General features: G+C 71.3%; 9 protein-coding genes. 6 read left to right on the top strand and 3 right to left on the bottom strand.

The window, feature by feature from the left end; all coding sequences use genetic code 11:
* Positions 1-71: 71 nt before the first annotated feature.
* Entirely contained in the window at positions 72-260 is a 189-nt protein-coding gene (locus Ade02nite_RS01770; RefSeq protein WP_203759700.1) for a hypothetical protein, read from the bottom strand.
* Between the two features lie 225 nt (positions 261-485).
* Here Ade02nite_RS01770 and Ade02nite_RS01765 point away from each other — a divergent pair, with 225 nt between their 5' ends.
* From Ade02nite_RS01765 to Ade02nite_RS01755, 3 genes are read left to right on the top strand one after another with little or no spacing between them, the layout of a single operon-like run.
* Positions 486-1,094, top strand: coding sequence for an ElyC/SanA/YdcF family protein (locus tag Ade02nite_RS01765; RefSeq protein ID WP_239168447.1), 609 nt, complete (start codon positions 486-488; stop codon positions 1,092-1,094).
* 50 nt (positions 1,095-1,144) lie between these two features.
* Entirely contained in the window at positions 1,145-1,507 is a 363-nt protein-coding gene (ybiA, locus tag Ade02nite_RS01760) for a riboflavin biosynthesis intermediates N-glycosidase (protein WP_203759698.1), read from the top strand.
* Positions 1,504-1,653, top strand: coding sequence for a hypothetical protein (locus Ade02nite_RS01755; RefSeq protein WP_203759697.1), 150 nt, complete (start codon positions 1,504-1,506; stop codon positions 1,651-1,653). The genes ybiA and Ade02nite_RS01755 overlap by 4 nt, the downstream gene beginning before the upstream one ends.
* Here Ade02nite_RS01755 and Ade02nite_RS01750 read toward each other — a convergent pair.
* Complete coding sequence (locus Ade02nite_RS01750) at positions 1,644-2,024, bottom strand: DUF1801 domain-containing protein (RefSeq protein WP_239168446.1); 381 nt, start codon at positions 2,022-2,024, stop codon at positions 1,644-1,646. The two genes, Ade02nite_RS01755 and Ade02nite_RS01750, sit on opposite strands and share 10 nt — an antisense overlap.
* 120 nt (positions 2,025-2,144) lie before the next feature.
* On the opposite strand from Ade02nite_RS01750, the gene Ade02nite_RS01745 reads away from it, so the two are divergent.
* The 3 genes from Ade02nite_RS01745 (at position 2,145) to Ade02nite_RS01735 (ending at position 5,063) form a co-directional block, all read left to right on the top strand.
* Positions 2,145-2,939, top strand: a complete 795-nt coding sequence (locus Ade02nite_RS01745; protein WP_203759696.1) for a hypothetical protein — start codon at positions 2,145-2,147, stop codon at positions 2,937-2,939.
* Between the two features lie 24 nt (positions 2,940-2,963).
* Entirely contained in the window at positions 2,964-3,590 is a 627-nt protein-coding gene (locus tag Ade02nite_RS01740) for an NADPH-dependent FMN reductase (RefSeq protein ID WP_203759695.1), read from the top strand.
* 144 nt (positions 3,591-3,734) lie between these two features.
* Positions 3,735-5,063, top strand: a complete 1,329-nt coding sequence (locus Ade02nite_RS01735; protein ID WP_203759694.1) for a protein kinase domain-containing protein — start codon at positions 3,735-3,737, stop codon at positions 5,061-5,063.
* A gap of 109 nt (positions 5,064-5,172) precedes the next feature.
* Here the strand turns inward: Ade02nite_RS01735 and Ade02nite_RS01730 are convergent.
* The coding region (locus Ade02nite_RS01730; RefSeq protein ID WP_239168445.1) for a thiamine pyrophosphate-dependent enzyme at positions 5,173-5,899 on the bottom strand (727 nt) is incomplete at its 5' end.

The following is a 5,899-nucleotide window of genomic DNA, read 5'->3' as shown; positions in this document are numbered from 1 at the left end:
TGCTGGGGGGCCTGGTTGCGCTGGGGGCCCGGTTGCGCTGAGGGGCCTGGTGGTTGCGGTGTGGCTGGGTGTTATTTCAGTAGGGCTGTGAGGATGGCGGCGACGCCTGCCAAGATGGAGCCGATGTACGGGGCCCAGCGGAGCGCGTAGTCGCGCCACGTCGGCGGATCGGCCGGTTGTGGATCGGCGGGCAACGTCGCACCGCCAGTCCGTCGCGGATCTTGCTCGTTGCTGCTGTCCTTGTTGTTGGCTGTGTCCATTGAGTTCTCCGTCCTCGTCCTGACACGAGATCGGAGGGGGCCAGCCGCGCGGCGTCCGTGCTCGCGGACGCCGCGCGCTCTCTCTCGGTCCCCACCGGCCGACAAGGAAGAGTGAGGCCTCCAGGCGCGGGGCGGCAACGCGGAAAACAGCGCTTTTAGAGTGGTTTGTATCGTCATGCCCGCGCGTTTTCACCCGAAGGAGATGCCCGCCTAGGATTCGTGCCTGTGGATCGGGTGATCGGGGCGGATGACGAACTGCTTGAGCTCTTCGGCTCGGTGATTGGCATTCTGACGGTGCCGTCGCCTGATCGGGTCGACGCTCTGGTGGTGCCTACCGGTCAGGGCGAGCAATGGCGGATTCGGCATGCGATCCGGCTCTGGGAAGAGCGGCCGTGCGCGCGGCATCTGCTCGTCGCCAATGGGAATCCGGCGGAGGTCACCTACAGCGAGCTGAGCCTCGACTACCTGGAGACGCTTGGTCTTCGGCGGCGTGAAGGGGTGGTCGTCCAGGGCGAGGCCGCGCCCAACACGGGGCTTCAGGCGAAGTGGATCGCGGCTCAGGTGGAGCGGCTGAACGTGAACAGCCTCGGGCTGGTCGTTTCGCCGTACCACCTGCCCAGGGTCTTTTTGACAGTGCTCAAGGAATTGCGGAGCCGGGTTCCGATGTACCCGCTGGCGGTGCCCGTGCCGCCCCATCGGAAGGTTCCCGAGACGGGGGCTACGGCCTACGAGCTGGTGCCCGGGGAGATGCTGCGCATCCTCGAATACGCGAAGGCCGGCTGGGTCGCCACCGGCGGCGAGCTTCGTGACTACCTGGAGTGGCTGGACCGCTGAGGGCGGGAACCGCGTGGCGCGCGCCGGCGAATGCCGGGAGACTGCTCGCCATGCCGAAGTTCCTGTTCTTCTGGGGGCACGAGTCCGCGCACGGATGCCTCAGCCAGTGGTATCCGTCGCCGTTCGAGGTGGACGGGGTGCGGTTCGCCACCGCGGAGCACTACATGATGTGGAGCAAGGCGATCCTCTTCGGCGACAAGGAGATGGCCGGGCGCGTTCTCGAGGCCGGTCATCCGCACGCGGCCAAGAAGCTCGGCGGGCTTGTCGCCGGTTTCGAGCAGCAGGTCTGGGACGAGCATCGCCTGCCCATCGTGGTCGCCGGCAACCTGGCCAAGTTCACCGCCCACGACGATCTGCGCGAGTTCCTGCTCGGCACCGCCCTGATGCAGGTCCGTGACACCCTGAGGCGGTGATGCCGAAGGGTCTGTCCTATGCCGACGCCGTCCGGATCCTCGGCGGCAGCGGCCCGCTCGCCAAGACCGTCGACAACAGTGATCATCTGGCCGCGCTCGGACGGTTCGACCCCACGCTCAGGGCCAAGCTGGCTCGCTACTCCTGAGCCTGCTCGAACGACCTGGCCACGATGTCGCGCAGCACCTTCTGGTCCGCCTGGTCCACCCGCTTCAGGTACAGGCAGCCCTTGCCCGTCTTGTGGGGGCCCAACCGCTCCAGCAGGTCCGCGTACGACTCCATGTAACCGGTCAGGTAGAGCGTCGTCTGCGCCTTGCGCGGCGAGAACCCGATCGCCGCCACATCGCCCTCGCGGCCCGACTCGTAGCGGTAGTGCCGCGCGCCGAAGCCGACGATCGCCGAGCCCCACATGGCCGGCTGCTCGCCTGTGACCTCGGTCATCAGCTCGACCAGCAGGCGGGCGTCCCGCTGCCGCCGCTCGTCGTCGATGGTGGCCAGGAACGTCTCCACGTCGGTCATCGCTTCTCCTCCTTCGGCACGGGAGCTTGTCGGGTGCGAGTCGGTAGCAGCCCTTCCGAATGTCACTCTCGTAGCCGATGGTGATCACTGCAAGTGACGCCCCCCGGAAGGAACCCCCTCATGAAGCGCCGACTCGCCGCCGTTACGACCATCGCCACGCTGTCGGCCCTGTCGATGTCCGGCACCGCGATGGCCGCCACCAAGGCCAAGCCGAAGGCGAAGCCCGCCACGCAGGTGGCGAAGGACACCGACCGCGACGGCATGACCGACGCGTACGAGAAGGCCAACGGCCTCAACGCCAAGAAGAAGGACGCGGGCGGCGACAAGGACGCCGACGGTCTCAAGAACCTGGCGGAGTTCAAGGCCGGCACCAGCGCCGCGAAGGCGGACACCGACGGCGACACGCTGCCGGACGGCTACGAGGTCACCAAGAAGCTCAACCCGAAGCGCAACGACGCCAAGTCCGACCCGGACGCCGACGGGCTCATCAACAAGACCGAGCGGATGCTGGGCCTCAACCCGCGGGTCGCCGACACCGACGGCGACGGGGTCTCCGACGGCGACGAGGACGCGGACGGCGACGGCGTCGTCAACAGCAAGGACGTCAAGCCCAAGGTGTACGACCGTCCGGCCGCCAAGGCGACGGCGACCGTCACGACGTTCGACGCGGCAACCGGCGCGCTCACCGTGGCGTACCCGAAAGGTCGCTCCATGACGGTGACCGTGACCGAGGCGACCGAGATCGCGTGGCACGGCAAGGCCGCCGAATGCCCGACGCCGGCGACGGTGGCCGACCTGACCCCGGGCCGGGGCGTGCAGAGCGTCGAGGCCGAGGAGCAGGTCGCCGAGGAGATCAAGCTGATCTGTGCGCCCGCGACGGCGCCGGCGACGGAGCCCGCGCCGGTGGGCGCGTAACCCGAAGGCTCTATCGTCTGCGGCATGACGCGCATCCTGCTGATCTCGGGCAGCACCCGCGAGGAGTCACTGCACAACGCCGCGCTGCGCACGGCGGCCCACCTCGCGCCGGAGCACATCAACGCCGGGCTGTTCGAGGGGTTGCGTGGCCTGCCGGCCTTCGTGCCCGGCGAGGACGATCCGCACGACACCGTGGTGCTGCTGCGCCACCAGGTCCGCATCGCCGACGCGGTGTTGTTCAGCACCCCCGAGTACGCGGGCTCGATCCCCGGAAGCCTCAAGAACCTGCTCGACTGGCTCGTCGACGACGGCCTGCTCGACGGCAAGCCGGTCGCCTGGCTGTCCGTCGCGCGGGCCGGCGAGGACGATCTGGCCCGCGCGACCCTGGAGGCGGTCCTCACCCACGGCAACGCCAAGATCCTGCGGGCGGCGTGCATCCGCATCCCGCTGGCGCCCGAGGCGATCGACCGGCAGGGCTTCGTCACCGACCCGCTGCTGCACCAGGCCCTCCAGGACGCCCTGGAGGGCCTGGCCCGCGTGCTGGCCATGAGCGAGAAGCCGGCCCGCCCGTCCTGGCAGACCTACTCGAGCGTCTTCCCGATCATCGAGCGCCGGGACACCTCGTCCCTGCCGGACTGGCAGGCGGGCTGAGTCTTACTTTTGGGGGAATCCAGTGACGGGCATTTGACCGTAGCCGCCACTGGCTCGCGGGGAGCCTCCACCCTGGGGTGTCCGTATCGCCCTTCGCGAAGGCGCACCCATGTCCCGTTCCCCTTCTGCCCTGGCTCCGGCCGCATGACCGGACCGGAGCGCGCGCACCCTCGCCAGGCCCTCGCCGACTTCGACCTCGGCGCGAAGCTGGGCGAGTCCCCGGCGGCCGAGGTGTTCCGCGCCCGCAACCGCACGTTCGAGGTGGTGGTCGCCCTCAAACGCTGGCGCCGGCCCTTTCCGCCGTACGCCCAGCGCGCCCTGGCCGACACGTGCCGGCTGCACTGGGAGCTCTCCGACCACCCGAACATCGTGCGGCTCTACTGGGCGGGCCCGGCCGACGACCCACCGTGGACGGCGACCGAGCTCCGGCAGCGGGCGCTGGCCGACCTGCTGGCGCACGGTGCCGTTCCCGCGGCCGACGCTTGGCGGATCGCGACGGACGTCGTACGAGGACTGGCCGCCCTCCATCATCGACGCCGCGCCCACGGTGCCCTGAAGCCGTCGAACATCCTCGTGTCGGACGGCCGCGCGGTCCTCTGCGACCTGGCCTTCGCGCGGGGCCAGGTGCCGGCACCCGCCGCGACGGCTCCGAGCCTCGCCGCCGACCTGGCGGCCGCGGCCGCGCTGATGCGCGAGCTCTTCCCGGACATGCCGCCCGTCCCGCCGCCGGAGACCGCCGACGAGTTGCTGGCCGTGCTCGAAAGCGCCCGCGCCCGGGCAAGCACCCTGCCGGAGAACGCGGGCCCGTTCCGCGTGGCACCCCCGGGCCGAGCCACACCGAGACACGAGGCGCCGTCCGACGGCCGCGCCCGGCCGCCCGGCGCGGGTGGGCAGAACGCCGGGGCCTACGCCCCGCGCTCGGCCGAGGCGGGCGACCTGCCGGCCAACCTGCACACGCCGGCCCCGGCGTCACGGCGCGACAACGCCGCCACGTATCCGGAGAAGCCGGGCGCGGGGGGTGGGGGCGGCTTCGCTCCGGAAGGCGGCGCGCCGCCGAGCGGCCCGAGCGCCCGGAGCGGCTCGAGCGCTCCGGCCGGCTCGACGACCCCGGCGGCCGCCGAGAGCGAGTCGATTGCGAGACAGAACGTTCGTTCTGGCGAATCGCGGGCGGGCGCCGAGAGTGAGTCGATCGCGAGACAGAACGTTCGTTCTGGCGAATCGCGGGCGGGCGCGGTCACCGACGGCGGGCCCACCGCAAGACAGAACGTTCGTTCTAGGGAACCCGGGCGCTCGGCCTCCGGGGCTCGGCGGCGTCGGCTGGCCGGGTTCACCGTCGGCGGGCTCGCGGTGGCGGCCGCCGTCGTGGCCGTCATCGCCTACGCCCGATCCGTGGACGCGCCGTCGCCGCCCGGCGGGTCATCGCCGCCGAGCGGTCCGGCGCCGTCGGTGGTGCCGAGTTCTCCCGGTCCTTAGGCCGCGCCCTCCGCTCTGTCGGGCCGTGCGCTTCGCCTTGTCAGGCGGGTGGGCTTCGCCTTGTCGGGCGGGTGGGCTTCGCCTTGTCAGGCGGGTGGGCTTCGCCTTCTCAGGCCGAGCCCTGCGGCGGTTCCTGGGCGGGCGTGCCCTTCGCCGCGGCCATGGCTCGCTCGGCGAGGCGGTGCAGGAGCGGAGGCGTGTCGTAGGCGTCGAGCTGTACCTCGATGAAGGCCAGCCGGTCCGGGTGGTGTGCGGCCTCGCGGAGGGCCTTGTCGAGCTCGGTGGGGGTGCCGGCGTGGTGGTAGTCGCTCTCCGGGCCGGTCAGGGCGGCGACCATGGCGCGCCAGTTCCACGGGGTCACGTCGTTGTAGACGGCCTGGGGGCTCTGCAGCGCCCGCTCGATCGTGTAGCCGCGGTTGTTGAGCAGCAGGATCACCGGGCGCAGGCCGTGCGCCGCGATCGTGCCGAGCTCCTGGATGGTCATCTGCGCGGCGCCGTCCCCGATCACCAGGACCGGTCGCCGGTCCGGCTCGGCCAGGCCCTGCCCGAGCACGGCGGGCAGCGCCCAGCCGATGGAGTTCCAGATCGGCTGGCCTACGAAGACCGTGTCCGCCGGCAGCCGCAGCGAGAGCGCACCCCAATACGCGGTGCCGGTGTCCGCGACCAGCGCCGTGTGCGGCGGCAGCCATTCCTGCAGCGCGCGCCAGAGCCCGGCCTGCGTCAACGCACCGCCGCCTTCACCCTGCGGCCCGTCCGCCTCCGAGAGCGGCCCGTCCGCCTCCGAGAGCGGCCCGTCCGCCTCCGAGAGCGGCCCGTCCGCCTCCGAGAGCGGCCCG

It is taken from the genome of Paractinoplanes deccanensis (assembly GCF_016862115.1).
GTDB lineage: Bacteria > Actinomycetota > Actinomycetes > Mycobacteriales > Micromonosporaceae > Actinoplanes > Actinoplanes deccanensis.
Note: the sequence above shows the minus strand (reverse complement) of the source record. Positions and strands in the feature narration are given on the sequence as shown.

What these genes read in the sequence shown, in the direction of transcription:
- Ade02nite_RS01770 (WP_203759700.1), bottom strand. Translation starts at nt 260, where the DNA reads ATGGACACAGCCAACAACAAGGACAGCAGCAACGAGCAAGATCCGCGA.
- ybiA (WP_203759698.1), top strand. Translation starts at nt 1,145, where the DNA reads ATGCCGAAGTTCCTGTTCTTCTGGGGGCACGAGTCCGCGCACGGATGC.
- Ade02nite_RS01750 (WP_239168446.1), bottom strand. Translation starts at nt 2,024, where the DNA reads ATGACCGACGTGGAGACGTTCCTGGCCACCATCGACGACGAGCGGCGG.
- Ade02nite_RS01745 (WP_203759696.1), top strand. Translation starts at nt 2,145, where the DNA reads ATGAAGCGCCGACTCGCCGCCGTTACGACCATCGCCACGCTGTCGGCC.
- Ade02nite_RS01740 (WP_203759695.1), top strand. Translation starts at nt 2,964, where the DNA reads ATGACGCGCATCCTGCTGATCTCGGGCAGCACCCGCGAGGAGTCACTG.
- Ade02nite_RS01735 (WP_203759694.1), top strand. Translation starts at nt 3,735, where the DNA reads ATGACCGGACCGGAGCGCGCGCACCCTCGCCAGGCCCTCGCCGACTTC.